This window comes from Mesorhizobium sp. Arg314, from assembly GCF_053714275.1.
On record NZ_JBSKBP010000003.1, the window covers coordinates 168,817 to 193,299 of the forward strand.

The following is a 24,483-nucleotide window of genomic DNA, read 5'->3' on the forward strand; positions in this document are numbered from 1 at the left end:
GCAACTCCCTCGGACATCCGCCGGAGAGAGAATACTGACATATGTTAGGAGCAGGGGAGGCCCGCCCTCACCTAAAACTGCATGAGATTGGACCCCGCGATAACCTTAATTTTGCTTTCTTTCGCGGAGGCTTCCCGGTTGGCGCTTAAAGGGATACATTAGCAATTTGTTAAGTATGCCTTGGGGGCAGCTTAAGGGATGTGCCGTGATGAATTTCAAGTCTCTGATCAAGCGTGCCGAGGACGTAGATAAGGAATTTCAGGAGCTCCAATCGGATCTGGCGGAAGCATTCGAGGACGTTCTTGCAGATGATGAACAGGCGCCGCGGGAGGACGCCGCCGAGGAACTGGCGGCAGCGGACGAATGTCCGCCCGAAAAGCCGCGCGACCAGGCGGCATCGCGGCTGACGCCGCATACGCAGACGCGGCTGGCCGCCCTGGAGGCCGTCGCCGGGCTTTTCCGGGACGGGCAGGGGTATCTGCAGGAGATCGAGGCGAAGCTGGCCGAGATCGCCACCGCGCATCGCATGACGCGTGAAGTCCTCAACGTCTTCCATCGCGACGTGCTGCGCTCCAACGAGCTGGAGCTGGCAAACCTCGCTCTCACCACCGAACACAAGATGCTCTCGGAACAATTGCTCGACGCCGCCCGCAAGCAGCGCGAACGCGATGGCGCGGCCGAGGCCTGGCAGCAGCGCGAGGCGAGCCTTGTCCAGGACCGGGAGCAACTGCGATCCGCACTGGCGGCGGCGCGCCTCGAACTGGTGGAGATGAGCAATGAGAGTACCAGACGCGAGACGGAGTTCGGCGAGATCGTCAAGGCTCTGACCGCCAAAACCGTCGACATCGACAGGCGCACCAGCGAGAACAAGCTGCTGCGCGAAAAGCAGGTCGGCCTCTCGGTCGATCTGGAGCAGGCGCAGATGCGCGAGGCGGAGGCCCGGCACAAGTTCGACGAGTTCGCGGCAACCCATGCCAGCGAAACCGCCCATGTTGCCGAGCTGATGGTTCAACTCGGCAACCACGAAAAGGAAGAAACCCGGCTGCAGAAGACGCTGGAGGCAACGCAGGCCAAGCTTGCCGAAACAGCCGAGGCGGCGCGCATCGCCGAAAGCGACGGTGCCGCCGAATTGGCGCGCAGCCAGGCGGAAATGCGCGGTCTGCGTGCCGAGATCCAGGAATTGCAGTCGCGCATGGACAAGGTCACGACCGACAATGGCGAAGCCACGGCAGAGATCACCAGGCTCAAGGCGCAGTTGAACGACACCGTCACCGAACGCCAGATTGCGCAGGAAAGGCTCGCCGTTCTCAAGGACGAGAGCGAAGTCGACAAAAAGAACTTGTCCCTGGTCAGCACCAATCTCTCACAGCTTTCGCTGCAGCAGGCATCCGAGCAGATTCAGCTCGATATCCAGAAGCAGGAGTGTGAGGATTTGCGCGCCGAGATCGAGACGCTCAATGCCCGCATCAGGGAATTGTTGCCCTACGAGCGGCTGCATCGGGTGACGGATGCGCGATCGCGCAAGGATGCCGCGCCTCCAGCCAACGGGATCATCGCGGAAACGGGGCGCCCCGCCGCACGGCGTCTCCCCCGGCGAAACATGCGCGCCAACGCAAGCTGAAAGCCTGGAGCGGTTCAGCTTTGATGGAAGCGCTGAACCGCCTGGAGCAATTCCAGGAAAAGTGCGTTGGGGTTTTCCATCCGGAATTGCGCAAGGACAAAGACTTAGGGCGGTTCGCCGTTTCCGTGAAACGGTTGCGGGCGGAACCGACGCGCAAATGTCCTGGGATGCTCTTGCGGGCTATTTCCCCGCCATGCTGTCGGCGAGGTCCTGCGCCTGCTTGAGCAGCGCCGGGAAGGAAGCGTCGCCGGCCAGGCGTTGGGCCATGCAGGCGCGGTAGTCGGCGTCGCCCTTTTCCCAGGCGGCATTGGCGGGATCGGAAGCCTGCGGGTTGTCCTGGTCCGAGCCCTGATCGGCCTGCTGGGCTTTCTGCGCGGCGGCGTCGGCGGCTGCCCAGATTGAATCGCATGCCGCGATCTTCGGCACCGCGGGCGAGGCGGGCGCCTCGGCAATCAGCACGCGGTCGCCTTTGACGACCGCCACGACGACATGCTGGTCGTAGATCGGCCCGATATCCTGCGTCCAGCCGCCGAGCCGCGCGATCGCCATGTCGGCGCCCTCGGGCTTCTTCAGCGAAAAGTCGAGCGTGCCGGAGAACGCGGCGTCGCTGCCGATGGCCTGGGTGTAGAAACTGTCGAGCTTAAGCGCTGCGCCGATGTCGGTGGGCAGCTTGAAATCCGCTTCCGTTTCGGCCGACTTCGACTTGAGCCAGCGCTCGGTCAGCCCGCGCGTCGAGGCGACGATGCTCGGGCCGTCATCGCTCTGGGAATATCTCAATCCGTCAAGCATGCCGAAGCCGATATCGGAAGCGTTGAGGCTTTGAACGTTCATCGTGCCGGTCGTCGGAAAATCCTTGACCGAAAGCGGGCCGAGAATTGTGGCGAGCCGCTGCTGGAGATCGGCCAGCGCCTTCTCGTTCTGGGCATCGATGGTTTCGATCGCCGTGTTGGCGCTTTCCTGCGCGGTGATATCGGCAATCGCCTTGTCGCGCCCCGCGATATAATCGTCTTCCGGCGAGGCGGCGAGCGCCGTGCTGCCCGCCAGAGTGAGGAGAAGTGTCAAGACCAGCCGCATTGATGTGCCCCGAGATGTGTTCGCCCAAACGGTACGCATGGTTTGCAGGCAAGATTGGGCCAAATAAAGACTGAGAGCGCCGGCCTTGAAGCTGCTGATCTCCCCCACGAGGGGGGAGATTGGCAGTTCCCGCGCTGCGCCTAATTCGCTTCATCCCTTGCGCTTCTCTACCTCCGCCTTGCGCAGCAGGAACCGCTGGATCTTGCCGCTCGGTGTCTTCGGCAGCTCGCTGACGAACTCGACCTCGCGCGGATAGGAATGCGCCGACAGCCGCTTCTTGACATGCTGGGCGAGCTCCTCGGCGAGCGCCTCGCTGCCCTTGAACGCGGGTGAAAGCACCACGAAGGCCTTGACGATCTCGGTGCGCTGCGGATCGGGCACGCCGACCACCGCCGCCTCGTTGACCGCCGGATGCTCGATCAGCGCACTTTCGACATCGAACGGCCCGATGCGGTAGCCGGCCGAGGTGATGACGTCGTCGGCCCGGCCGATGAAGGAGACCGAGCCGTCCGGCTCATACTCCACGGTATCGCCGGTGCGGTAGTAGCCGCCGGCGATCGCCGGCGTCTCCGCCTGGTGGTAGCCGCCGAACCAGCGCAGCGGCGATCTGGCGATATCGACCGCGAGCACGCCCGGCTGGTTGGGGCCGAGCTCGTTGCCCGCCTCGTCCAGCACCACCATGCGGTAGCCGGGCATGGCGAAGCCGGCCGAGCCCGCGCGCACGACATGTGCAAGCCCGTGATGGTTGTTGACCATCATGCCGTTCTCGGTCTGGCCGTAATGGTCGTGGATCGGCGCGGCGAGGTGGGCGTCGAACCAGCGGATCACTTCAGGGTTGAGCGGCTCGCCGGCGCTGCTCACCACGCGCAGCTTGCCCTTGACGCGGGCCGCAGCCTCCGGCCCTTCCGCCATCAGCAGGCGATAGGCCGTAGGCGAGCCGGCAAGGCTGGTGACGCCCAAGCGCTCGATGATCTCATAGGTGCTTTTGGCGTTGAACGCGCCTTCGTAGAAGGTGGTGGCGATGCCGAGCTGCAACGGTCCGGTGATCGCGTAATAGAGCCCGTAGGCCCAGCCGGGATCGGCGATGTTCCAGAAGATGTCGTCGGGCGTGAGCCCGATCGCGTCGCGCATATAGGCGCCGAAGGCCAGCAGCGCGCTGAGCGGCACCGGCACGCCTTTCGGGTGCCCGGTGGTGCCGGAGGTCGACATCATCATGAACAGGTCCGAGCCCTTGCGCATGACCGGCGGGCACGCGGGGGAGGCGGCGGCGAGGGCGGCGCGGAAGTCGATATCGCCGGCGGGCAGCGTATCGCCGGAACCAAGGATGGTGGCGATGCGCGGGCGGTTTTCCACCTCGTCGAGCTTGCCGCGGTTGACGGGATTGGTCACCACCAGCTTGGCCTTGCTGTAGCTCAGGCGATGCTCGATAGACTTCGGGCCGAAAGCGGTGAACAGCGGCTGATAGACCGCGCCGACGCGCCACGCGCCGAGGATCAGCGCCACCAGTTCCGGAATGCGCGGCAGCATGCCGGCAACGACATCGCCGGGGCGCACGCCGAGACCCTTCAGCATGGTGCCGACGCGGCCCGACATGTCGGCGAGATCGTCGAAGGTGAATTCGCGCAGCTCTCCGCCGGCCGAGATCGCGCGCAGCGCCAGCCGGTTCGCGCCGGTATAGCGGCCGCAGCATTCGACATAGGCGTTGATGCCGGTGGCCGGGTCGCCGTCAAGCCGCGCGATCGCGTCCTCGATGCGGAAGCGCTCGATGGCATCTTCATAGCGCGGCAGCGCTGCTGGTATGTCGGTCATGGCGATCCTCCCTTGCCGGCGGATCATCTCCCCATGATCGCCGCTGGACGAGATTGCCCGAAAAGAGGGCGTGGGTCGATCGCGGCAGCGTCTTTCTCCCCGTGAACGGGGAGAAATGCCCGGCAGGGCAATGAGGGGCAGCGCTGCCACCGGCAATTGGTCGGCACGCTTGTATTTCGAACGTCGGCGCCGTCCCTCACCTGCCTGCCGGCATCCTCTCCCCGTAAACGGGGCGAGGGGCGCGCTCGCCGGCTTTCGCCAATCTCCAACGCTGCAAGGCAGGCGTGGCGCCGAAGCCTCTAATCTCCCCCCTTGCGGGGGATGTCCGGTCCACCCTCAGTAGCTGCAGCGCAGCGCTGCGGAGGACGGGTAGGACAGAGGGGGGTGGGCGGGAACGCGGCGCTTCAGGGTCTGCGGCCGCCGCCGCCATTGACCCCGCCCGCCATCCAGCCGATATCCAGCGCAAATCCACTCCGGAACCTCAATGACCGCCAATCTCAAACAACCGGCCCCTGACGCCATCTGGCAAGCCGATATCCGCGAAGGCGTGCGCCATGTTCGCGACCTTGGCCCGCTGCCGCTCTCGCCGGCCGAGCGCGCCGCCGCGCAAGAGGCCGCGGCCGCCCACAAGGTGCGCGTGCCCAAACCCTATCTGGACCTGATCGACTGGAATGATCCCGACGATCCGATCCGCGCCCAGGTGATCCCGTCACCCGATGAACTGGTCGCCGCCGAGGGCGAACTCGACGACCCGATCGGCGATCACGCCTTCAGCCCGGCGCCAAGGCTGACGCACCGCCATGCCGACCGCGTGCTTCTGTTCCTGACCTATCAATGCGCGGTCTATTGCCGCTTCTGCTTTCGCAAGGAGTCGCTGACATCGATCGGCCGCGGCTATACGCGCGACGCGCTGGAGCCGGCGCTGGCCTATATCGCGGACCACCCGGAGATCCGCGAGGTGATCCTGACCGGCGGCGATCCGCTGTCGCTGCCTGACAAGGCACTGGCTGAAATCCGCGCCCGCCTGGAGACGATCCCGCATCTGCGGCTGTTGCGCATCCACACCCGCGTGCCGGTGGCGCTGCCGTCGCGCATTACCTCCGGCCTGGTCGAGGCGCTGCAGGGCCGCTTGATGGTAACGGTGGTGACCCACTTCAACCATCCGCGTGAGCTCACCGAAGCGGCCGAAGTGGCTTGCCGCACGATGCGTCAGGCAGGCTTCGTGCTGCTCAACCAGAGTGTGCTCCTGAAAGGCGTCAACGACGATGTCGCTGTGCTGGAGGAGCTCTGCCGCGAACTGATGTATCGTCTCGGCGTAAAGCCCTATTACCTCCACCATGGCGACCTCGCGCGCGGCATGGCGCACCGCCGCACCACGATTGCCCAAGGCCAGGCGCTGGTGGCGGAACTGCGCGCCCGCCTCTCCGGTATCTGCAACCCGACCTATGTCATCGATCTGCCGGACGGCGGCGGCAAGGTGCCGCTGGCGGCGAGCCACATCGAGGGCCGCGACGGCCGGACGTGGCGCATTCGCGGCCAGGATGGGAAGGTGCGGGAGTATGAGGAGGTGGTGGTGGGCTTGTGAAGCGCGGGCCGGGCGCAGCTCGAACGCGGCCCGACAGCCACGTTGGGGCAAGGATGCCCGGCTCTCGGGGCAGGCGTTGGCGGCTGCCGACTGAAACAAGCATGGCTCCGATCCCGTGGGAACTGCACCTTGTGAACGAAGGATCGCTTGCTTATTCCTCCTTCCTCCGTTTGCACGATGCAGAGGCCCGGAAAAAGGCCGACATTGACGATGATCCTTCCGGGATCATCATCAAAAGTCAGTAGCTGTAAGCGTCCCAGCTAGGTCCCTCCTAGCGATCCTTGAGCCTCGCCTGCTTCTCCCGGAGCATGCGGGGCTCACCCGTTGCTGTCGGGCGGGTCTCAACATTGCCCTCTTCTCGTGGGAACTGGAGCCCGAGCCCCGCATTTTATGAGCGGGGCCTGAAGGAGCGTCGCGTGAAAGCGTTGTTGGGAATTGTCGGCGGCTTCGTGCTGACGCTCGCCGTATTCGCCAGCGGGCTTGGCTTCGCCACCTGGCTGCTGGCCGCCAAGCCGGTGCGCCAGGCGACGCCCACGATCGGCGTTTCCGAGCTCTGGACGAAGGATGCCCAGCCGGTCGATCAGCAGAAGCAGAACCTGCAACGCATTCCGGCCCAGCAGGCGGCGGCCGCGCCCGCCAAGCCAGACGAGCCGGCCAGGACGGACGAGTCGGTCAAAGCGGGCGACGGAGCGCAGACCGCGGCGGTTGCAGCGCCGGCGCCGCCCGCACCGCCGCGACTGCAGCCATTGCCGGGCGTCTCCGAGCCCGCCCAGCCCGCGCCGGACGCCAACACAGCCCGGCAGCCGGCCACGGTCGATCAGCAGGCCCAGCAGCAGCAACTGCCCGTCGCCCACCTGCAATGGTGCGCCAGCCGCTATCGCAGCTACCGCCCGGACGAAAACAGCTACCGCTCCTACGGCGGCGAGCTGCGCCCCTGCATCTCGCCCTATTACGACCTCGGCGGCGACCGCACCGCCTCGACCGACCAGAACGATCAGGCGAACGACCGGCAAGGCGCCACGACCGACGACCAGCTGAGCGACGACCAGGCCGAGATGGAAGGCTACGCCCCGTCTGGCGACAGCTACGCCCCCACCTATGGCGGCCCGCCGGAAGAGATTTCTCCCGAGGCGCAGGCCGCCCAGGAACAGGCATCAAAACAGGGCCGGCAGGTATCGGGCGACCATGTCGACTATTGCTTCAACCGCTACCGCTCCTACGATCCGCGCGACAACACCTACCAGCCCTTCGACGGCGGCCCGCGCCGCCAGTGCGAGTAGCATTTCCTCGCCCCCGCCAACGGCGGGGGAGGTGGCCGCGAAGCGGACGGAGAGGGCTTGCGACGCCAGCTGGCTCGCTCCGCTCTATCTCCCCCCTTGTGGGGGAGAAAGCGATTTCAAACATCTTAGCGAAGCTAAGTGTTAGACATCGCAAGAGAGGGGAAAAGCGCTGCGCTACGAGGGCTGGCGCTCAACGAGAAGCAGCGCCCGCACCCTACGAGATCCCCTCTCTGGCATTTTCCAAGCACTTGCTCGGGACAAGCCCGCTCGCAAATGCAGGAAAATGCTTTCTCCCCCACAAGGGGGGAGATAGGGCGACACCTCAGCCCACGACCTTCCCCGGATTCATCACCTTACCCGGATCGATCAGCGCCTTGATCGCCTTCGCCAAATCCCGCTTCACCGGGTCGGCGTGGCGCTCATAGGCGTCGCGCTTGTCCAGCCCCACCCCATGCTCGGCCGAGAACGAGCCGCCGGCCTCGCGCAGCCCCTCGTAAAGCACGTCCTCGATCGCCTCGTGCCGCTCATGCGAGACGGGCCCGTCGCAATTGATCGAGATGTGCAGATTGCCGTCGGCGAGATGGCCGTACACATAAGGCGCATAAGCAGCGTCGATCCGCTTCAGCCCCGCCTCGATGCGCGCCACATAGGCGTCCAGCGCGCCGCCCGGCACCGACACGTCGAAGGAGGGCGCCATAGGGTGCGCGTGCTCGATCTCAACGGTCTCCTCGCGCAGCCGCCACATCGCGGCGGCCTGGGCGTCGGAGCTCGCGACCAGCCCGTCGATGATGCCGGCCTCGTCCCAGATCGCCGCCAGCCCGTCCTCCAGCGCGCTCTGCGCTGCCTCGATGCTGTCGGCGCCGAGCCCCAGCACCAGAAGGCAGGGCGCATCGAGCGGCAGCTGCCCGGGCGCATAGCCCAGCCCCCGCTGCATAAGCGCTGCAAAATTGCGCCACAGGATCTCGGCGGCGGTGAGCCGGGCGCTGGTCGAGCCCAGAAAATGCCGCACGATGCGTTGCGCGCTGGCCGCATCCGGCACGCCGACAAGCGCGGTGGCGCCGGCGCCTGCCACCGGGTCGAGCCGCACCGCGACGCGGGTGACGATGCCGAGCGTGCCCTCCGCGCCGATGAAGAGATGTTTCAGGTCATATCCGGCACTGGTCTTCAGCACCCGTGTGAGGTCCGAAAACACCCGCCCTTCCGGCAGCACGGCCTCTAAGCCGAGCACGCGGTGGCGCATCGTGCCGTTGCGAAACGCCATGATGCCGCCGGCATTGGTGGAAACCATGCCGCCAATGGTGGCGCTGCCGCGCGCGGCAAGGTCGATGCCCGGGTCGAGCCCATGCACCGCCGCCGCCTCCTGCAGCGCCCCCAGCGTCGCGCCCGCCTGGACGATCGCCACGCGCGCGAACGGGTCGATCTCCTCGATTTGATTGAGCCCGCCGAGATCGCAGATCACCTGACCCGCGGACGCCGCCGCCCCGCCCGCCAGTCCCGTACGCCCGCCCTGGGCGACAAGGCTGACGCCATGCGCCGCGCAGAAGGCTACCAGCGCCGCGACACCCTCCACATCGCGCGGCCGCACCAGCGCCGAGGCGCCGAAATTGCGGGCGTCGAAGCCGGGATCGCGGGAGGCGAGCTCGGCGGCGTCCCAGATGGTGGCGGTGGGGAGAAGGGTGCGGAGGGCGGGGAGGAGGGAGGGGAGGAGGGAGGCGGACATGGGACGGCTCCGGGCAGGGGAGCGACATCCATAGAGGAACTCCAGCCTCCGAGTCACGCGAGCCTGCCGAAGGCGCTGCCGCGTGCCCGCGTGGATCCCTGAGCAATCCCAGGAAACGTGCGCAGCGGTTGCCGTCCGGAATGCGCAAAACAAATGCGGCCGCCAAGCCCGGTTGCCGCGGGCGCGCTCGATTTCATAGGCGACAACGCCGCGACACCTCGGCGGCGTCTCAGATGGTGGCGGTTGGAAGGACGGAACGGAGGGTGGGGAGGTTCATGAGAGGAAGTGGCGAGCAGGTAGCTGTTAATGTAAAGCGGGCAGGCTCAGAGCGGCAAATGCGATGGCTTGTCTGGTGTGGCTGTGCCAGACATGGCTGACAAGGGGTAAGCATGGGAGCCTGCCGGTTTAGCAATAGCGCTACTGAAGCCATGGCAAGCATGTTTAAACCTATATAAACCCCCAGAAATTCCGTCGCAGGCACAGCCTATTCCAGTCGTAGCAGCGCCCCTAACCCGCCCAGATCGAGCACCCCACCTTCTGCCCGCTCGCCGCATCCCGCACAGCCTTCGCAAACACCCGCCGCAGCCCAACCCTGTTGGCTTTCACTTCCTTGCTCGCGAGATAGCTCGGGTCGCCGACCTCCCAATGGTAGCGTGTGTTGGTCGGCGCGCGCTTCCAGGTGAATTTCGAGACGTACGCCAACTGGCCCGGCGTGGTGTCGGCGAACCGGCAGTCGATGGTCGCCGGCATCATGCCTTTCGCGGCCATCGCGTTGACGACCTTGTCGGCATCGGCCGTCGCCAGCCATTGGTCTATGCCGCCCGTCTGGTAGGCGTCGATGCCGCTCGGCTGATGCGTCATGCATCCTCCCAGCAGCATCAGCGCCGCCATTGCAGCGCCTGCCTTGAGTGCTCGCCTGCTGTCTTCCCGATCGATGCCCATGCCCGTCTCCTTGCCTCAAAGAGTGGAAAGTCCCGGGCAGAGGGTGCTTGCTATGGCCTCTCTCGTATATTAGCCGCTTCACATGCCCGTCTCGTGCGGGCTTGGCCGCCCTATCTCCTTGCGTTGGAAGGGGGAGCGATCGCCCCTGGAACAATGTCGGCGTTTTGGGCCACCTTTATCCGCCAGCCGGACTGTTCTTTCTTCACCACCAGAAGCGGGATGCCTTCCCGTGTTCCGGCGGGTGAGCCGTCCGGAGCGGACGCGCCGGTCAGGGTCCATCTAAAGTGCACCGACGCAAGGTCGGGAGACAACTCGACAACCGACGGGACGACACCCTCCAACCGGCTGTCGCGAAACATGGTCCCGTGCGTTGCGCGGTGCGCCGCTTCGATCTCGGCGCGGTTTTTCCACCACATGCCCACGACATTGACGAAATTGGCATCCTCGCAGAACAACGCCGCGAAGTCGTCCATGTCATGTCTGTTCCAGGCATCGGCAAAGGCAGTCGCGGCATCCTCAGCTCTGCTGACCGCCGTCTCATGACATGATCTCCCTTGCTTTCCGCTAATGCATGTCGCCCAGAAGTGTGCAGCGGTTCTGGGACAACGACATGCATCAAAACAAAGACTTAAAGCGCGTCGCCTGAATTCGGTTCAGCGCGACGCGCTTTAGGCTTGAGGTTGGGACGATAGCGGTATCGGCAGGCACTGTCACCGCGCCGCCACAGAACTTAGCCGCGCCACTTCCTTAACGGCCTCCACCCCTAAAATTAACCTTTTGTTAACCATTAGCCCGGCACCCTTTAACCATTGAGTAAGGATTCGCCTGGTCGTGACCTTCGCCGCCCCTTTGCAGAATAAATCGATCCGCTTTCGCGCCCGTTCCTTCGTCGCTTTCACGCTGACGCCGGAGGCGCCGATCGCCGACTGGCTGGAGGGGCTGGATCACTGGATCGCCAACTCGCCGGGCTATTTCAACGGCCGCCCGGTGGTGCTCGACCTCAACATTTTGCAGCCGGGGCCGGAGGAGATCGCCGCGCTCGTCGGCGTGCTTTGGTCGCGCGGCATTCGCGTCTATGCCATCGAGCTGGAAGGCGCCGAGCTCGGGCCCGAGCTGCCGCCGCTCCTGGCCGGCGCCAAGGAGGCGACCGCCGAGGGGCTGCTGGGCCGGGCCGCGCGCAAGGCGAAGGCGGAAGAAATCACCATCGAGCCGGTCGACGAACTGACCCGGGTGGCCGGAGAGCCGGCGCATGCGGACGTTCTGCAGGCAGCCGGCGACGAGCCTGTGGACCTTGACCTGGCAAGGCTCGAAGCGGTCAGGATGGGGTCGGCTCAAACCGGACTTATCCGAACCGGATCGGCCCAAACCGGATCGGCCCGAACCGAATCGGCCCAAGCCGAACCGACAAGGTCGGGGCAGGGCGCAGAACCGCCGCGGCACGAGCCTTCGGCCGGCACGCTGATGATCAAGGCGCCGATCCGTTCCGGACAGTCGATCTTCCATCCGCATGGCGACGTCATCGTGCTGGGCTCGGTCGCGTCCGGCTCGGAAATCGTCGCCGGCGGCTCGATCCATGTCTATGGCACGCTGCGCGGCCGCGCCATCGCCGGCTCGGAAGGCAATATTTCGGCGCGCATCTTCTGCCGCAAGAACGAGGCCGAGCTGCTCGCCGTCGACGGCTGGTACACGACCGCCGAGGAGATGGAAGGTGTTTCGCGCGGCAAGGCCGTTCAGGCCTTCCTCGACAACGATGCGCTGTGCGTGGTGCCTCTCGGTTGAGTTTCGGGCCGCAAGCTTCGGACCGGTTTCGCGTGGCAGAGTTGAGTGCGTGTCGCCCAAAAGTGCGCAGCGGTTTTGGGAGAGCGACATGCGCCAAAACAAGAATGAACAGTCCGCCGTGCCCGGCACGGCCAGAGAATAAAAACCGCCAATGGAGGCTGGATATATGGGCAAGGTAGTCGTGGTCACCTCGGGCAAGGGGGGCGTCGGCAAGACGACCTCGACGGCCGCGCTCGGCGCTGCCGTGGCCAAGACCGGCAAGAAGGTGGCGCTGGTCGATTTCGACGTCGGCTTGAGAAACCTCGACCTCATCATGGGCGCTGAGCGCCGCGTGGTGTTCGACCTCGTCAACGTCATCCAGGGTTCGGCGAAGCTGTCGCAGGCGCTGATCCGCGACAAGCGGCTGGAGACGCTCTATCTGCTGCCGGCCTCGCAGACGCGCGACAAGGATGCGCTGACCGAGGAGGGCGTGGCCGAAGTCATCGCCAGGCTGCGCTCGGTGTTCGACTATGTCTTCTGCGACAGCCCGGCCGGCATCGAGCGCGGCGCCCAGCTTGCCATGCGCTTCGCCGACGAGGCGGTCATCGTCACCAATCCGGAAGTGTCGTCGGTGCGCGATTCCGACCGCATCATCGGCCTGCTCGACGCCCGCACCATGAAGGCGGAGCAGGGCGAGCTGGTGCAAAAACACGTGCTGGTCACGCGCTATGACGCGGCGCGCGCCTCGCGCGGCGAAATGCTGTCGATCGACGACGTGCTGGAGATCCTGTCGACGCCGCTGCTCGGCATCATCCCGGAAAGCCAGGATGTGCTGCGGGCCTCGAACCTCGGTTCGCCGGTCACGCTCTCGGAGCCGCTCAATGGTGCCGCAAAGGCTTACCTCGAAGCGGCAAGACGCTTGGAAGGCGAAGACCTGCCGGTGGTCGTCCCCTTCGAACGCAAGGGCTTCCTCGACCGGCTGCTCGGAAGGAGGGCCGCATGAGCATCCTCGACCTCTTCAAGCGGCGCACCAGCGCGCCGGTGGCGCGCGAGCGGCTGCAGCTGCTGCTCGCTTATGAGCGCCAGAGCCGCGGCCAGCCCGACCTCGTCTCCATCCTGCGCGAGGAGATCATGGCGGTCATCGCCAAGCATGTGCAGATCGACCAGGACTACCTCCAGGTCTCGATGGACCGCGGCGCGACCATGTCGACGCTTGAGATCGACATCCAGATCCCCAACAAGAGCGCCGCGCCGCTCGCCATGGCGGGGTGACTTCTTACCCTCCCCCTTGTGGGGAGGGTCGATCCGCGCAGCGGATCGGGGGAGGGGGCGGCGCCGATCCCCACCCGGACCTTCGGTCCGACCTCCCACAAGGGGGAGGTAGGGCGCCGGCGCGTTGGCCCAGCGGAGCGCGATGAGCCCAAGGCTGGCACGCCTCGTTCCCGCCCACCCCTCTGGTGCTCGCCCGTATGCCGGCCAAGGTCTACGGCATGCTGGTGTGCCTGGAGCCGGCGGGCGGCGCCTTGACCGGGTTCCTGCTCCTGCATGAGAAGCTCAACCCGCTGCAATGCGCCGGCATCGCCGCCGTCATTGCCGCCGCCTTCGGAACGGCGGTTGCGGCGCGGCGGCCGGTGCCTTCGCCGGCCTGAACCGGCCTTCCGAACCTGGCGACGACCTGCGCCTGCCGCTCGTCAAGGGGTTGGTCGGCCTGAAAGAATCGACCCTGCGACGGCAAATGTCCGATCACATCCGGTGGTTGAAATAAGACTTAGGTCCTAAGATAGATTCGCAATAGGTCCGAGTAGACAAGACAAGGGTCGTGGGCCACTTCCTTATGATGGGCTGATTGGGGATGCTTATGCTGCGACATCGGTGGGGTAGTTCGGCCGACGGGCTGAAGGGCTGGCATGGGGAGAGCGGAATGCGCGCATCGCGCAGGGGCTGCAGGCTGGTCTTGCGAGCGCTGACTGCGTTGGCGCTTGTCGTCGCGCCTTTCAGTCTCTCCATCGACGGTTCCGTCGTGACCAAAGCCTATGCCGGCAAAGGTGGTGGCAACGGCGGCGGCAATGGTGGTGGCAACGGCGGCGGCAATAGCGGGAATAACGGCGGCAATAGCGGAAATAGCGGCGGCAATGGCGGGAATAGCGGCGGCAACAGCGGCAATAGTGGCGGCAACAACGGAAACAGCAACGGCAACAGCGGAAATAGCGGCGGCAACAGCGGAAACAGCAACGGCAATAGTGGCGGCGACAACGGGAACAGCAGCACGAGCAATAGCGCCACGAGCAGCAGCTCCAGCGCGGCAAGCACAACGGACGTCGATAGCCATCTGAACGCCCTTACCGGCGACAAGGTCGAGGCCATACGCGACGGAATCCAGGTCACGCACCGCAACGGAATGAAGGAGAAGATCGAGAACGGCCGGTTCAGGATGGAAGACAAATACGGACGCACCATCGTCGACCGCAAGGCCACCATGGCCGATCTCGATCGCCTGAAGAATTTGTGAAACAGAGTTTGTGAGAGTGAGGTTTTATCGGGATTAGATCTTAAGGGACCGAAGGTCAGCGCTGCAAAATCAGGTTGCCACCTTTTGCTTCGTCTCTGCGGTCCTGATCGTCTTGCGGTAGAATTTTGCTACTCACCTTACCCCCGCCTCCGTGCGGGGGTAATTTTTTCAGCGCGGCGGCGGCCGTTGCGCCATTGGTCACCAATGGCGGCGGAAATGGTCCGATTGGCCGGGGCATGGGTCGTGGGCCGCTTTCGTAGGCCCAACAGAATGTGAATCCTTGCCCGGTCAAGACACCGGTTCCGCCCCGCATGGGCCGCGAGCGGAACTTCGGCCATGCCGAGGTGGGACCGGAACGAGGAGAAAAGATGCAAAATCTTGCTTTCAGCAAGCTCGCCTGGCTCACCTTGCGCGCTTCGACAGCCCTGGCGCTCACCATCGCGCCCTATCACCTGACGCTCGACGGCGCCAAGCTGATCCCATCCGCCGCCTATGCGGAGGGCGAGGGCGGTGGCGGCGGTGGCGGTGGCGAGGGTGGTCATGATGGTGGCGGCGATGGCGGCCATGACGGGGGCGATGGCGGCGACCACGATGGCGGCGACGACGGCGCCGAACATGATCATGGCGAAACCGCCGACGATCAGGGCGATGACAATAACGATCAGGGTGAGAGTGACGACGGCGCCGATGCACCTTTGGTCACACCCAACTAGGCTATGAAGGCGACCAAGTCATTCAGGATGGTCTGGTTTGTCCTGCGCGCTTCGAGCGCGCTGGCGCTGACGCTTGCGCCCTGGCACGTCACCTTTGATGGTGCGCCGAGGATTGCCGCAGCCACGGCCGATGCCGGCAACGGCAATGGCGGTAGTGGTGGAAATGGCAGCGGCGGCAATTCGGGATCGGCCGGTGGCTCGAATTCTGGCTCGGCTGGCGGCTCGAACTCCGGCAATGGCGGCACCAATGGAAACAGCAATGCCGGCGGCAATTCCGGGAACAGCAATGCCGGCGGCGGCAACCCCAATGCCGGCCCGGGCAACAACAGCGGCAAGGGCAACACCAATCCCGGCGGCAAGAACAGCTACACCAATGCGGTGACCGGCGACACTCTCTCGATCGACGGCAACAAGATCACCGTCGTCCATCCCAACGGCATGAAGGAAGAGGTCGACAACGGCCGCTTCGAGATGACGGACGCGCAAGGCCGCACCATCATCGACCGCCCGGCGACGCAGGAGGATCTCTCGCGCCTGCTGAACTTGTGAGGGTCTGGAGGAGCTACCCCCTTTTCCGCTCCCTCGCATGTCACCCCCGTCCCTTGAGGGCGGGGGTGATTGCTTTTAGGCAGTAGGCAGTAGGCTAGGCAGTAGGCAGTAGGCAGTAGGATGTCGTCTTCCCCTACTGCCTACCTGCCTATTGCCTTTCCCTCGCCTCATGCATCAGCAGCGCCGCCTCGGTGCGGTTACGCACATTGAGCTTGGCGAGCACCCTGGTCATGTGATGCTTGACCGTCTTTTCCTGCAGCGACAGCCGGGCGGCGACCTCCTTGTTGCTCAGCCCCTCCGCGACCAGCTTCAGGATCTCGGCCTCGCGGCCGGTGAGTTGGCTGAGCGGATCGGGCTTGCTGCCGGTGGGCTGCAGAAGATCGGAAAGCAGCCTGGCCGAGAGGCTCGGCGATATATAGCTCTGGCCGCCGGCGACATCGCGCAGGATCTCGGCCAGGGCCTTGGAGCCGACGCCCTTTAGCACATAGCCGCGCGCGCCCGCCTTCAGCGCCTGGGCGACGTCGGCGTTGGTTTCCGACACCGTCAGCATGACGATCTTCTGGTCGGGCGTCGCTGAAAGGATGCCGGCGAGCGCGTTCAGGCCGCCGCCGGGCATGCTGATGTCGAGCAGAAGAATATCGGGCGTGCTGGCGCGCACCAGCCTTTCGGCGTCCTCGGCGCTGGCGCCTTCGCCCACCAGTTCGAAGCCGCCTATTTCGCTGAGGCTGCGCGCCACGCCTTCGCGAAACAAAGGATGGTCGTCGACTATTGCGATGCGGATGGATGCGCTCACGGTTGCTCCTCGACAGACAAGGTGATCACCAGTCTTGTTCCTCCCGGGCCGGTCAGCGTTTCGAACTGCCCGCCGATGCTTTCGATACGTTCCCTGAGACCCGCGAGCCCCAGGCCCTCGCTTCTGGCCGGATCGAAGCCGGGTCCGGCGTCCAGCACCTCGACCAGGAGCTTGCCGCCCTTCGTCGTGGCTCTGACCTGCTGGCCCTTGCCCTTGCCGTGGCGGTAGGCGTTGTTCAGGCCTTCCTGGACGAAGCGATAGACGCTGATCTTTTCCGAGGTCCCGAGTTCAGGCAAGCGCTCGGGCAGGGTTAGCAACACATTGGTGCTCGTGCGGCGCTCATGCTCGCTCACCGCCAGCCGCAAAATATCGGCGATGGCCTGCGCCTCGATCTGCGGCAGCACCAGTCCGTTGCAGATGCCGCGTATCTCGCGCATCGCTTCGCCGAGCGTCTTGTGTATGCCGGCGATCTCGGCTTCGCGCAGCGTGCTCGGCGTGGCCGGATCGACCAGCACCGGACTGTCCATCCTGAGCGCGGCGAGCGCCACCAGTTGCGCCGGCCCGTCATGCAGGTCGGCCCCGATGCGCCTCAGATACCGCTCGTTGATGGCGGTGGCGCGGCGCGAGGCGCGCTGAACGCGCTGGCGCAGCGACGAATTCTGCGCCAGCGCGGTCTGCAATTCGGAAACCTTGGCCTCGAGCGCCGCCTGCTGCGTGACGATGGTGCGGCTGCCGCGGAAAACGATGCCCGAGAGCAGGGCAAGCGCCGCCGCCGTGGCGCCCGCCACCACCAGCCAGCTCCACAACAGGGCCGAGTGCAGCGATTCCTCGAAGTCGCCGGACAATTCGTAGAATTCGGTGACGGCCACAACCTCGCCTGACCAGGGCTCGCGCACCGGGTTGTAGATTTCCAGCAGCGGAACGCCCATCGACCGCTCCTTGTCGTCTTCCTGGTCCTCGAGCCTGTTGTATTTGACCGTGACGTTGCCGGCGAAAGCGGCAAGCAGGTTGGCGTTGGGCTGGACCTGCCTGCCTATGAGGCTGGCGTCCTTTGAATAGAGGATCGTGCCGTCGCGCCGCCACAACTTGAACGATACCAGCCGTTTCCCAAGCGCGCCCTGGCCGAGCGTCTCGTCCAGCGCCCGCTTGACGGCGTCGTCGAGCTCCTGGCTCTTGCGCATGTCCGGCAGCAGCGGGGCGATGACGCTGTCGACATAGAGTGCGGTGGTCGCGGCGGAATTGTGCATGACGCCGTCACGGATCTGCGATGTGACCCACAGCCCGACCACGAGCATCACGGCCAGAAGGCCGATGCCGCCCGCGATCACGAACTGCCAGGCCAGCGAGAGCCCGCTCCAGACTCGTGCGAGTCGTGTTAAATACCTCCCAAACATCGCCACCATTCACCCACCCGTCTGCCAGAGTATAGGCGAGGGAGGGCAATTGCGACACCGACCTTGGTCCGTGCCCGTGGGGAAGGTTAACGGCAGCCGGTTTGCGCGCGCGCCAGCGGCCCGGATATGCAACGAGAGAAGTTCCTCACGCTCCCGAACAGCAAAAGCCCGCGCCACTCCTGTTGACGGGGAAGACGCGGGCCGGTTGCCACCTGAAATTACAGATGAATTTTTTGCAGCGCCGACACAACCACCAATCGATCCCAACGTCCATACCAAAGAAGCGAAAAAACGTATGCCTGGCGGGATGTAGCGCCACACGGCGGCCGCCTTGGCCTGGAACGGTCTTTCCATAGAGGTCGTTGTATATAATAGCGACGGACCTGTCGGGTGGTCCGACCGGGCCAGGCGGCGCTGTCCCGGTATAAGACACGAAAGCCACAGCAAAATTTGCTCCCAAAAGAAGTCAAGGCCAAGGTCTTGATGGGTCGAACAAGCGCCGCCTATACGATGGACATCACTTTGCTGTTCATGGCAACGTTATGGACGCCGGCACAAAAAACCATAGAAGAAACCAGCGGTTGTCGATTTTTGAGCTCGAGGCACTGCGGGAGGCTTTCAGGCAGTCCGTTCAAGAGAACGACGTGGCGGAAGCGGAATGGGCTCGGCACGCCGAGCTTTTCGTCAAAAGGACGCTTCAAAAGGGTAGCGCTACTCGGGCCTGAGCGTTCGGGCGTCCAGAAGCCGGATGATTTCAGGTCGAATCGGCCTGGAATCCGAATCCGTCTCCAAATCAAAGGGATAGAGCATGTGGCCCGAAAGCCGCTTCACGCCTTTCGCAATCATGCTCCAGTCATTCGGACCTTTGCGTTGCTGCATAGGACCTCAGCGATAATTGCCGGTGCTACTGGAAACGGACACTCTATCCCTGCGCCGGCTCCCCCCAAGGAAACCCAAAGGCCGGCGCTTTAGCCCGGCTTGCCTGTCAAAGAGCCGTACTCTTTTACCGCCAAGCCGGGCTACCCCACCTGCCGATCGACGCTTGATATCGCCTCAGTTGCGGCGCTGAAGAAATGCGTAGTGCGGAGGCCGCCGCTTGGTGAATCCGGGACATTGCAACGCAAAGGGGCCGCCAATCGTTCTTTCTTCCGCGGAACGAAAAGCAGGGTCGGCGCGTTTTCCGCCGCGATGTCGAGGATCCCTCACCATCACAAGGCCGAAAGGCCTTTTCAAGCCTCGAGCGCCGAGGCTGAGCGCCTGGCGCGTGCGCAAAAGAATGCCAGGCTGAAGGATCTTCGCACCCACGCTTCTTGGTTGGTGCTCGATCCGCAGGCGCTTTTCCAGGAGGAGATCGACTGTTCGGCCCTGCTCGGCGATCTGTCGGTCCGAAAGGCCGCCCGCGACGGTTAGAACCCTGTGGCTTCTGACTTTACGCGACCTGCAATCTGGCTGCGGCATCCTCGCGCGATATCTCGACCAACCGGGCGATCGCCAACGGCGCCATCAGCGCAAAGAACGCCGTGATATCGAGGAAGATCGATCGCGCCAGATCCAACGTGCTGTGGTCGTAGCAAACTGCAAATTCCATCACGCCTGACCCCTGTTACCCACCCCTGCGCATGTCGTCTCACACGCTCGACAAGCATGATCCTGATCCGCAACAAATACAAGTGGTTGCTAATTAATGGTCAATGTACACGGCCGCTGACGCATCTGCGGCCGGGTCGAGTGCGACCCTGTCCGGTCGAGCCCGACGGGAACGTCTAATGCATGTCGCCCAGAAGTGTACGCGGTTCTGGGACAACGACATGCATAAAAACAAGGACTTAAAGCGCGTCGCCTGAATCCGTTTCAGCGCGACGCGCCTTAGGCCGGCTTCGGCCAGAACAGCCAGGTGAGTGCCAGCGCCGCCAGCGCCCAGAGCGCGATCATGAAGGCGAGACCCGCCTTGCTGACCGGCTTCTGGCGTCGCATGGCCTCTTCTCGGAATTCCTGCATCAGATCGGCGGGAACCAGCTTGACCGCGAGCATGATGCCGAGGGGCACGATCACCAGGTCGTCGAGATAGCCGATGACCGGGATGAAGTCCGGGATGAGATCGATGGGGCTCAGCGCATAGGCCGCGACGGCGCCCGCGGTGGCTTTTGCATACCAGGGCACGCGCCGATCACGGGCGGCAATCCAGAGCGCCACCACATCGCGCTTGATCCCGCGCGCCCATTGCTTGGCCGAGTCGAGAGCCGACATGCACCTATATACGGGTACGCGGGTCGTCAGGCCAACTGGCGATGGATGGCTCGGCGTCTCAGGCGCAGTCCTTCATCTCGACAACCTCAACGCCGAGGCGGAAGGCCTGGCCATCAGCATAGGAACGCGCATACTGCTCGGCTTCGAATGGGAAGATGAGCGTCGTGCCGTAGGCGGTAACGCGCACCGTCCACTTCTGGCCCTTGACGAGTTCAACGCCGTGAAGCTTCGCCGCCACCATCTCACCCTCCTCAGATCCGGCACGCTCGCAACATCCGCATAACGTCGCGAAAGTCATTTGAATACAAATAATTCGACTCAATCGTGTCGTTACGATGTCGATTCCGACATTGGGTCGTTTGCGTCAGTGAAATGGTTCACTGACAGAAGCGTTTTTTGCCGCCGGCCGCGCGCAGCCGGGATGGTCGCTCGGAACTGCGGCGGTTCCGGTGGGTTAGAGTCCCAGTTCGCACAGGAGGTCGCCATGATCCGCAAACTGAAATCCGGCGAATACCGGCTCTATTCGCGCAAAGTCGATCCGAGAACCGGCAAGCGCCGCAATCTCGGAACCTTCAAATCACGCGAAGCGGCTGAAAAGCACGAACGCGAAGTGCAGTATTTCAAGCGCCACTAGAGCAATCCAGAGTTTCACGGCGGGGAGGACCGCGCCTCAGCCGCCGGTTTCACCCATGTGGTCTTGGCGGGGTGCGCGGGCGTGGGTGGCCAGGCACGTTCGAGCCGACATGGTCGAGATCGCAACGTCTCGTCACCATCTCGACCGACTCGGTGTCGACGCTCACGCGCCCCAGCACCTGCACCGTCGTGCGTCCGAGATCCTCGTCGACATGGACGACCTCGCCCTCGAGTCTGAGTTTGTCGCCTGCCTTGGCGTTGGGCTCGACCATCGAATAGCTATGGCCGTCGCCGTCGAGCTTCAGCGTCACGCGGTCGTTGATGCGTTCGATCACCGTGGCGATGAGAGCCACGCGGTCGCCTATCTCCACTACCGGCCGTGTCATTACGGCCTCCTTTCCGCTCCGCGCGGGTTTTCGCCGCCGGAGCCGGCTGACGCCACGCCGAGTGCCGGCAGCCGCTGAAATAAACGGGAAAACAAGCGTTTGGTTGCTACCGGACGCCGCCGTCGCGGAGCTTGGTTCGTTGCTGCCGCGAAAAATCCGGCCGCGATGTCACAGGACGGGATTCCCGATCGTCTTGATGTCTTGGCAGGCGAGGCAGCACTCGATAAGGCACGGAGCGATAAGGGCATGAACATAGCAACGACGTCAATGGCGCGGCCACTGGCACCGCCTTCCAGCGACGTGGCGCCGAGTTGGCAAAGCCGCCATGTCGGCCAGCCGCCCAGCAAAGGCGTGGGCGGGCTGATACTTGCCGTTGCGGGCAAAGCGTTGTGGAAGCGAAGTGGCAGGGCCTGGTTGCGCGTTGCCATATCCTACCCTGGAGGATAGGATATGGGCATGACGATACACAGCTCCCATCCCGATATCATCGCCCGGCTCAAGCGTGCGCACGGCCATCTCGCCGCCGTGCTCACCATGTTCGAGCAAGGCCGTTCCTGCCTCGACCTCGCGCAACAGCTCCACGCTGTCGAAAGCGCCGTCGGCAACGCCAAGCGCGAACTGATCCACGACCATATGGAGCATTGCCTCGTTGAAGGCGGCGAGCCGAGCAGGGACACGCTCAAGGAGCTGAAGCAGCTCACCAAATATCTGTGAGGCGGCGATGTGGGAGAAGGTTCTGGACTGGTTCGGCTTCGGCGCGCGCGGACATGACCATGGCGGGCATGGCCACGACCATCACGGAGCGCATGGCCACACCCATGGCGTGATCGACGCGACGATCGCCACCACCGATCGCGGCATATGGGCAATCAAATGGTCATTCGTGATCCTGGTGATCACCGCCGCCTTGCAAATCGTCGTCGTCATGGTCTCGGGCAGCGTGGCGCTGCTTGCCGACACCATCCACAATATCGCCGACGCGACCACGGCCATACCGCTGTGGATCGCTTTCGTTCTGGCGCGGCGCAAGCCGACCCGTATCTTCACGTACGGCCTTGGCCGGGTCGAGGACCTGGCCGGCATAGCCATCGTGCTCATCATCCTGGCGAGCGCGCTCGTCGCCGGATATGAAGCGGTCAGCCGCCTGTTCGACCCGCACCCGGTCCAGTTCCTGGGCTGGCTTGCCGCAGCCGGCATCATCGGCTTCCTCGGTAACGAGGCGGTAGCCGCCTTCCGCATCCGCGTCGGCCGTCAGATCAACAGCGCGGCCCTGATCGCCGACGGCTACCATGCGCGCACGGACGGGCTCACCAGCCTCGCCGTCGTTGCCGGCGCGATCGGCGTCTGGCTCGGCTATCCGCTGGCGGACCCGATCATCGGCCTGCTTATCACCGTCGCCATCTTCGGCATCGTCTGGCAATCGGCCCGCTCCGTGCTGACGCGCATGCTGGACGGCGTCGAGCCCGACCTCGTTGGCGAGATCCACCACGCCGCTGAGCATGTCGCCGGGATCGAAATGGTGGTCGACGCCAAGGCCCGCTGGCTTGGCCACAAGCTGCATGTCGACGTGGAGATCGCGGTCAATGACGGGCTGCTACTTGCCGCCGCGAACAACATCGCCGCGTCGCTGAAGGCAGAGCTTTACGCGCACATTCCCGCGCTCGACGTCGCCACGGTGCGCTTTGCCGAGCCGGAGGCCGAGGGCGGTCACCATCACGCGCCCGATCCGTTCCTGGTGTCGGGCAAGCTCGCCAGCGGGCTGCTCGAAATCGTCGAGACGCCGCAGGGCGAGCGTATGCGGCTGCGCCTCTCGCGTCACGCCGAGGGCCTGCGGGCGAATGTCGCCATAGAAAGGGCGGACGGCGCGGTCGAAAGCCTGCCGCTGTCTCCGGTCGGCGGTGACCACCACTATCTGCAAAGCCTGGTCGCACCGGCCGAACCGCACGAATTCAGCGCCAGGCTGCAGCTGGCGGCTGGCCCCGACAGCGAGGATCTGCCCTTCATGATGGTCGAGCCGGAAGGTCATCACCACGAGCGCGCGCATGGATGATACAGGCGCTTTTTGAGTATCAGCGTGAAATCTACCTGGCTGTGGCGCAACACCTGAAGTCGTTCGCCACGGACGGCAACTGGCTGGCGCTTCTTGCTGTGTTGCCGATGGGCGTCGTGTTCGGCGCGGCCCACGCGCTGACGCCGGGCCACAGCAAGACGCCTTCGCCGCAACCGGGTCGGTCTCATCGTTCCTCAGGCGGCTTGATGTGGCGGAAAGCCCAGAGCAAAGCCAGGTCATAGAAGATCTTGAGGGCACCGCAGATCACCAGCGGCCAGGCTTCGAACCCCGCAGCAAACAGCGCCCCGGCAATGGCCGGGCTCGCGGCGGCGGCGAGACTGCGTGGAACCGACGTGACACTGGCCGCCGCAGGCTGCTCCGGCTGCGTGACGACTGCCATCACATAAGACGAGCGGGTCGGCACGTCCATCTGGGACAGCGCTGCGCGTGCGAGAAGAAATGCCAGGGAGACGTCGAGATTCGGCACCAAAGCGGCCAGGATCAAGCAAATGCTCGACGGGATGTGAGTGAACACCATCGTATTCACAAGCCCGATGCGCTTCGACAGCCAAGCGGCGACCGGAAAAGAGACCGCCGACAAAACACCCGACCAGAAAAAGAACATCCCGGCGGCCGAAAGCGAAAGTCCAAATTTACTGAACAGCCACAAAGCCATGAGCGACTGCACTGCGAACCCGCCGGCAAATGCGTCGATGCTGAACAAGGCCGCCAGCCTGTAAACAATGGCACGCGACGGCCCAAGCGCCGCGGCGGGCCGGTCCTGTGGAGAGGTTTTCGGACCAGCTGGAATGCGCGCATACACCAGCCCTCCCGCCACGCCAAGAACCGCGTAAAGGACAAACATTGCCTTCAGCGCCGCGAGCCGCGACATACCAATCGTCACCAGGAAGTCGGGGCTGGTTGCAGCAAGGGCGCCAAACGCTGCCGCTAGCGCACCTAGCAGGCTGTAGCGTGCGAATGCCTTCGTGCGGTCCGCATCGGCGACGAGCCGCGACAGGACCGCATGCTCCAGCGGAACGAAGATGCTCACGCTTCCCGATGAGGGATTGATCGTGCCCATGAACGCCACCAGCAGTACAAGCGCATAGGTGCGTGATTGCGCATAGGCCAGCCCGGTTGCGATCATCAGGCCGGACGCAGCTACAAGCAGGGTGCGCCGGTCTGCGCGTACTGCCAGGAACCCGATGCCGAGCGTCAATAGTGCCGAACCAAGGAGTGCGACGGTCGCGACGACACCAATCTCAAGCGGTCCGAGACCGATCGCCGCCAGATATACAGGCAGGAGCACGGCGGCAAAGCCGTCGCCAAAATCCCGAAGGGCCCGCGCCGCGTAGATGTCCGCGGCGCGGTCGCCTTGCCTTTCGTAGTTCGGCTGTTCGACACCGCGGGCCAACGTAGC

The 24,483-nt window shown here is 64.4% G+C and carries 26 protein-coding genes and 1 pseudogene; 15 read left to right on the plus strand and 12 right to left on the minus strand.

Going from position 1 to position 24,483, the window contains the following annotated elements:
* Window positions 1–208 precede the first annotated feature (208 nt).
* Entirely contained in the window at window positions 209–1,621 is a 1,413-nt protein-coding gene (locus tag ACWGS9_RS04735) for a coiled-coil domain-containing protein (protein ID WP_454504132.1), read from the plus strand.
* 180 nt (window positions 1,622–1,801) lie between these two features.
* Here ACWGS9_RS04735 and ACWGS9_RS04740 read toward each other — a convergent pair whose 3' ends face one another.
* Together ACWGS9_RS04740 and ACWGS9_RS04745 are read right to left on the minus strand one after the other, a co-directional pair.
* Complete coding sequence (locus tag ACWGS9_RS04740; RefSeq protein ID WP_454504133.1) at window positions 1,802–2,695, minus strand: hypothetical protein; 894 nt, start codon at window positions 2,693–2,695, stop codon at window positions 1,802–1,804.
* A 150-nt stretch (window positions 2,696–2,845) separates the two neighbouring features.
* The gene (locus ACWGS9_RS04745; RefSeq protein ID WP_454504134.1) at window positions 2,846–4,504 is read right to left on the minus strand and encodes an acyl-CoA synthetase; all 1,659 of its coding nucleotides are present in this window, start codon (window positions 4,502–4,504) and stop codon (window positions 2,846–2,848) included.
* A 484-nt stretch (window positions 4,505–4,988) separates the two neighbouring features.
* Between ACWGS9_RS04745 and ACWGS9_RS04750 the strand changes: the two genes are divergently transcribed.
* The gene (locus ACWGS9_RS04750; protein WP_454504135.1) at window positions 4,989–6,089 is read left to right on the plus strand and encodes a KamA family radical SAM protein; all 1,101 of its coding nucleotides are present in this window, start codon (window positions 4,989–4,991) and stop codon (window positions 6,087–6,089) included.
* A 416-nt stretch (window positions 6,090–6,505) separates the two neighbouring features.
* Window positions 6,506–7,369: a BA14K family protein gene (locus ACWGS9_RS04755; protein ID WP_454504136.1), complete on the plus strand. Its 864-nt coding sequence runs from the start codon at window positions 6,506–6,508 to the stop codon at window positions 7,367–7,369.
* A gap of 322 nt (window positions 7,370–7,691) precedes the next feature.
* Here the strand turns inward: ACWGS9_RS04755 and ACWGS9_RS04760 are convergent, their stop codons facing one another.
* The 3 genes from ACWGS9_RS04760 to ACWGS9_RS04770 form a co-directional block, all read right to left on the minus strand.
* Window positions 7,692–9,089, minus strand: coding sequence for an FAD-binding oxidoreductase (locus tag ACWGS9_RS04760; RefSeq protein WP_454504137.1), 1,398 nt, complete (start codon window positions 9,087–9,089; stop codon window positions 7,692–7,694).
* A 507-nt stretch (window positions 9,090–9,596) separates the two neighbouring features.
* The gene (locus tag ACWGS9_RS04765; protein WP_454504138.1) at window positions 9,597–10,031 is read right to left on the minus strand and encodes a hypothetical protein; all 435 of its coding nucleotides are present in this window, start codon (window positions 10,029–10,031) and stop codon (window positions 9,597–9,599) included.
* A 110-nt stretch (window positions 10,032–10,141) separates the two neighbouring features.
* Window positions 10,142–10,600: an SgcJ/EcaC family oxidoreductase gene (locus tag ACWGS9_RS04770; protein WP_454504291.1), complete on the minus strand. Its 459-nt coding sequence runs from the start codon at window positions 10,598–10,600 to the stop codon at window positions 10,142–10,144.
* Window positions 10,601–10,862: 262 nt separating this feature from the next.
* Here ACWGS9_RS04770 and minC point away from each other — a divergent pair, with 262 nt between their 5' ends.
* From minC to ACWGS9_RS04805, 7 genes are all read left to right on the plus strand, one after another.
* Entirely contained in the window at window positions 10,863–11,810 is a 948-nt protein-coding gene (gene minC, locus ACWGS9_RS04775) for a septum site-determining protein MinC (protein WP_454504139.1), read from the plus strand.
* A gap of 166 nt (window positions 11,811–11,976) precedes the next feature.
* Window positions 11,977–12,792, plus strand: coding sequence for a septum site-determining protein MinD (minD, locus tag ACWGS9_RS04780; RefSeq protein ID WP_140644956.1), 816 nt, complete (start codon window positions 11,977–11,979; stop codon window positions 12,790–12,792).
* The gene (gene minE / locus ACWGS9_RS04785) at window positions 12,789–13,061 is read left to right on the plus strand and encodes a cell division topological specificity factor MinE (protein WP_042638296.1); all 273 of its coding nucleotides are present in this window, start codon (window positions 12,789–12,791) and stop codon (window positions 13,059–13,061) included. Before minD ends, minE begins: the two co-directional genes overlap by 4 nt.
* Before the next feature lie 197 nt (window positions 13,062–13,258).
* Entirely contained in the window at window positions 13,259–13,438 is a 180-nt protein-coding gene (locus ACWGS9_RS04790; RefSeq protein WP_454504140.1) for a hypothetical protein, read from the plus strand.
* Between the two features lie 272 nt (window positions 13,439–13,710).
* Window positions 13,711–14,298 carry a hypothetical protein gene (locus ACWGS9_RS04795; protein WP_454504141.1) on the plus strand — a complete coding sequence of 196 codons (588 nt, stop codon included), beginning with the start codon at window positions 13,711–13,713 and terminating at the stop codon, window positions 14,296–14,298.
* A 368-nt stretch (window positions 14,299–14,666) separates the two neighbouring features.
* The gene (locus ACWGS9_RS04800) at window positions 14,667–15,011 is read left to right on the plus strand and encodes a hypothetical protein (RefSeq protein WP_454504142.1); all 345 of its coding nucleotides are present in this window, start codon (window positions 14,667–14,669) and stop codon (window positions 15,009–15,011) included.
* 27 nt (window positions 15,012–15,038) lie between these two features.
* On the plus strand, window positions 15,039–15,560 hold the full coding sequence (locus tag ACWGS9_RS04805; RefSeq protein WP_454504143.1) for a hypothetical protein: 522 nt from the start codon (window positions 15,039–15,041) through the stop codon (window positions 15,558–15,560).
* Between the two features lie 148 nt (window positions 15,561–15,708).
* Here the strand turns inward: ACWGS9_RS04805 and ACWGS9_RS04810 are convergent, their stop codons facing one another.
* Window positions 15,709–16,353 carry a response regulator gene (locus ACWGS9_RS04810; protein ID WP_454504144.1) on the minus strand — a complete coding sequence of 215 codons (645 nt, stop codon included), beginning with the start codon at window positions 16,351–16,353 and terminating at the stop codon, window positions 15,709–15,711.
* Window positions 16,350–17,747 (minus strand): sensor histidine kinase, encoded by a 1,398-nt coding sequence (locus tag ACWGS9_RS04815; protein ID WP_454504292.1) that lies wholly within the window; start codon window positions 17,745–17,747, stop codon window positions 16,350–16,352. Before ACWGS9_RS04815 ends, ACWGS9_RS04810 begins: the two co-directional genes overlap by 4 nt.
* Before the next feature lie 978 nt (window positions 17,748–18,725).
* On the opposite strand from ACWGS9_RS04815, the gene ACWGS9_RS04820 reads away from it, so the two are divergent.
* The gene (locus ACWGS9_RS04820) at window positions 18,726–19,157 is read left to right on the plus strand and encodes a hypothetical protein (protein ID WP_454504145.1); all 432 of its coding nucleotides are present in this window, start codon (window positions 18,726–18,728) and stop codon (window positions 19,155–19,157) included.
* Between the two features lie 19 nt (window positions 19,158–19,176).
* On the opposite strand, the gene ACWGS9_RS04825 is transcribed toward ACWGS9_RS04820, so the two are convergent.
* The 3 genes from ACWGS9_RS04825 to ACWGS9_RS04835 all read right to left on the minus strand — a co-directional run bounded on the left by ACWGS9_RS04825 (window position 19,177) and on the right by ACWGS9_RS04835 (window position 20,235).
* Window positions 19,177–19,335 carry a hypothetical protein gene (locus ACWGS9_RS04825; RefSeq protein ID WP_320310071.1) on the minus strand — a complete coding sequence of 53 codons (159 nt, stop codon included), beginning with the start codon at window positions 19,333–19,335 and terminating at the stop codon, window positions 19,177–19,179.
* A 278-nt stretch (window positions 19,336–19,613) separates the two neighbouring features.
* Window positions 19,614–19,994, minus strand: coding sequence for a YkvA family protein (locus tag ACWGS9_RS04830; protein WP_454504146.1), 381 nt, complete (start codon window positions 19,992–19,994; stop codon window positions 19,614–19,616).
* A 58-nt stretch (window positions 19,995–20,052) separates the two neighbouring features.
* Complete coding sequence (locus ACWGS9_RS04835) at window positions 20,053–20,235, minus strand: hypothetical protein (RefSeq protein WP_454504147.1); 183 nt, start codon at window positions 20,233–20,235, stop codon at window positions 20,053–20,055.
* 243 nt (window positions 20,236–20,478) lie between these two features.
* On the opposite strand from ACWGS9_RS04835, the gene ACWGS9_RS04840 reads away from it, so the two are divergent.
* Entirely contained in the window at window positions 20,479–20,628 is a 150-nt protein-coding gene (locus tag ACWGS9_RS04840; RefSeq protein WP_095770090.1) for a hypothetical protein, read from the plus strand.
* A 49-nt stretch (window positions 20,629–20,677) separates the two neighbouring features.
* Here ACWGS9_RS04840 and ACWGS9_RS04845 read toward each other — a convergent pair whose 3' ends face one another.
* Complete coding sequence (locus tag ACWGS9_RS04845; RefSeq protein ID WP_454504148.1) at window positions 20,678–21,013, minus strand: hypothetical protein; 336 nt, start codon at window positions 21,011–21,013, stop codon at window positions 20,678–20,680.
* A 450-nt stretch (window positions 21,014–21,463) separates the two neighbouring features.
* Between ACWGS9_RS04845 and ACWGS9_RS04850 the strand changes: the two genes are divergently transcribed.
* From ACWGS9_RS04850 to ACWGS9_RS04860, 3 genes and pseudogenes are all read left to right on the plus strand, one after another.
* Window positions 21,464–21,727: a metal-sensing transcriptional repressor gene (locus ACWGS9_RS04850; protein WP_454504149.1), complete on the plus strand. Its 264-nt coding sequence runs from the start codon at window positions 21,464–21,466 to the stop codon at window positions 21,725–21,727.
* Between the two features lie 7 nt (window positions 21,728–21,734).
* The gene (locus ACWGS9_RS04855; RefSeq protein ID WP_454504150.1) at window positions 21,735–23,063 is read left to right on the plus strand and encodes a cation diffusion facilitator family transporter; all 1,329 of its coding nucleotides are present in this window, start codon (window positions 21,735–21,737) and stop codon (window positions 23,061–23,063) included.
* A pseudogene (locus tag ACWGS9_RS04860) lies at window positions 23,060–23,224 on the plus strand (ABC transporter permease); the annotation flags it as partial. The gene ACWGS9_RS04855 and the pseudogene ACWGS9_RS04860, both read left to right, overlap by 4 nt.
* Before the next feature lie 23 nt (window positions 23,225–23,247).
* On the opposite strand, the gene ACWGS9_RS04865 reads toward ACWGS9_RS04860, so the two are convergent.
* Entirely contained in the window at window positions 23,248–24,477 is a 1,230-nt protein-coding gene (locus tag ACWGS9_RS04865; RefSeq protein WP_454504151.1) for an MFS transporter, read from the minus strand.
* Between the last annotated feature and the right edge of the window lie 6 nt (window positions 24,478–24,483).

What these genes read in the sequence shown, in the direction of transcription:
- ACWGS9_RS04735 (WP_454504132.1), top strand. Translation starts at nt 209, where the DNA reads ATGAATTTCAAGTCTCTGATCAAGCGTGCCGAGGACGTAGATAAGGAA.
- ACWGS9_RS04740 (WP_454504133.1), bottom strand. Translation starts at nt 2,695, where the DNA reads ATGCGGCTGGTCTTGACACTTCTCCTCACTCTGGCGGGCAGCACGGCG.
- ACWGS9_RS04745 (WP_454504134.1), bottom strand. Translation starts at nt 4,504, where the DNA reads ATGACCGACATACCAGCAGCGCTGCCGCGCTATGAAGATGCCATCGAG.
- ACWGS9_RS04750 (WP_454504135.1), top strand. Translation starts at nt 4,989, where the DNA reads ATGACCGCCAATCTCAAACAACCGGCCCCTGACGCCATCTGGCAAGCC.
- ACWGS9_RS04760 (WP_454504137.1), bottom strand. Translation starts at nt 9,089, where the DNA reads ATGTCCGCCTCCCTCCTCCCCTCCCTCCTCCCCGCCCTCCGCACCCTT.
- ACWGS9_RS04765 (WP_454504138.1), bottom strand. Translation starts at nt 10,031, where the DNA reads ATGGGCATCGATCGGGAAGACAGCAGGCGAGCACTCAAGGCAGGCGCT.
- minD (WP_140644956.1), top strand. Translation starts at nt 11,977, where the DNA reads ATGGGCAAGGTAGTCGTGGTCACCTCGGGCAAGGGGGGCGTCGGCAAG.
- minE (WP_042638296.1), top strand. Translation starts at nt 12,789, where the DNA reads ATGAGCATCCTCGACCTCTTCAAGCGGCGCACCAGCGCGCCGGTGGCG.
- ACWGS9_RS04790 (WP_454504140.1), top strand. Translation starts at nt 13,259, where the DNA reads ATGCCGGCCAAGGTCTACGGCATGCTGGTGTGCCTGGAGCCGGCGGGC.
- ACWGS9_RS04795 (WP_454504141.1), top strand. Translation starts at nt 13,711, where the DNA reads ATGCGCGCATCGCGCAGGGGCTGCAGGCTGGTCTTGCGAGCGCTGACT.
- ACWGS9_RS04800 (WP_454504142.1), top strand. Translation starts at nt 14,667, where the DNA reads ATGCAAAATCTTGCTTTCAGCAAGCTCGCCTGGCTCACCTTGCGCGCT.
- ACWGS9_RS04805 (WP_454504143.1), top strand. Translation starts at nt 15,039, where the DNA reads ATGGTCTGGTTTGTCCTGCGCGCTTCGAGCGCGCTGGCGCTGACGCTT.
- ACWGS9_RS04815 (WP_454504292.1), bottom strand. Translation starts at nt 17,747, where the DNA reads ATGTTTGGGAGGTATTTAACACGACTCGCACGAGTCTGGAGCGGGCTC.
- ACWGS9_RS04825 (WP_320310071.1), bottom strand. Translation starts at nt 19,335, where the DNA reads ATGGAATTTGCAGTTTGCTACGACCACAGCACGTTGGATCTGGCGCGA.
- ACWGS9_RS04830 (WP_454504146.1), bottom strand. Translation starts at nt 19,994, where the DNA reads ATGTCGGCTCTCGACTCGGCCAAGCAATGGGCGCGCGGGATCAAGCGC.
- ACWGS9_RS04835 (WP_454504147.1), bottom strand. Translation starts at nt 20,235, where the DNA reads ATGGTGGCGGCGAAGCTTCACGGCGTTGAACTCGTCAAGGGCCAGAAG.
- ACWGS9_RS04840 (WP_095770090.1), top strand. Translation starts at nt 20,479, where the DNA reads ATGATCCGCAAACTGAAATCCGGCGAATACCGGCTCTATTCGCGCAAA.
- ACWGS9_RS04845 (WP_454504148.1), bottom strand. Translation starts at nt 21,013, where the DNA reads ATGACACGGCCGGTAGTGGAGATAGGCGACCGCGTGGCTCTCATCGCC.
- ACWGS9_RS04850 (WP_454504149.1), top strand. Translation starts at nt 21,464, where the DNA reads ATGGGCATGACGATACACAGCTCCCATCCCGATATCATCGCCCGGCTC.
- ACWGS9_RS04855 (WP_454504150.1), top strand. Translation starts at nt 21,735, where the DNA reads ATGTGGGAGAAGGTTCTGGACTGGTTCGGCTTCGGCGCGCGCGGACAT.